We start from the raw sequence: 680 nt of genomic DNA, 5'->3' as shown, positions 1-680 counted from the left end.
GCCGGTCAGAAGCTGCCGTCCGCGTTCCTGGGGCAACACGCCCTGGGTTGACAGCATGTACACATGGGCAAGACTGGCTTCAATCATGGGCGGGTAAATGAAACGTGCTGATTCTTCAAACGCGTCACGCAAGTGGTTGTCCCAGTAGACGGACAGCCGGGCGTTGTCTTGGAGGGGAACGCGGGCGGTACCGGATTCGGGCGTTGTCATCGTTATTCCGATCGATTGTGGTGCATTTACTGGGTTGTATGGATTGCAGAAGGTGATCATCAGACCAGACTGGGAACGGGTATCGCGGGGACAGGGGAGACCTTGGCCGGTGCGATGGTGGGCGTCTGCAGACGAGTCTTCGGCGCCCGAGTCTTTCGAGGGTTTTCGAGCCGCTGCGAGATGATGAGGACGATGAGGATCAAGACCATTTGCAAGGTGCCATACGCTGCGGCCGTTCCGAACTCGTTGGAGTAGATTCGGTTGTAGATCTCTACGGACACCGGAGCATAACGGGCCGGATAGATCACCACGGAAGCGACGTATTCACCGAACCCCTGAATGAATGCCATCAGCGCTCCGGCGAGGATCCCTCGAGACATCAGCGGCACGGTGATAGTCCGAATAGCGCGCCACGTGCCGGCACCGAGGTTTCGAGCAGCTTCCTCCATAGACGGGTCAATCTGCGCCAA

The 680-nt window shown here is 58.2% G+C and carries 2 protein-coding genes; both read right to left on the bottom strand.

Translation table 11 applies throughout. The features are described from left to right. On the bottom strand, positions 1-210 hold a 210-nt coding region (locus JF66_RS20955), incomplete at its 3' end, for a hypothetical protein (protein ID WP_035880907.1). Between the two features lie 59 nt (positions 211-269). Continuing rightward, on the bottom strand, positions 270-680 hold a 411-nt coding region (locus JF66_RS20950), incomplete at its 5' end, for an ABC transporter permease (protein ID WP_156109998.1).

It is taken from the genome of Cryobacterium sp. MLB-32, from assembly GCF_000738085.1.
Taxonomy (GTDB): domain Bacteria; phylum Actinomycetota; class Actinomycetes; order Actinomycetales; family Microbacteriaceae; genus Cryobacterium.
Note: the sequence above shows the minus strand (reverse complement) of the source record. Positions and strands in the feature narration are given on the sequence as shown.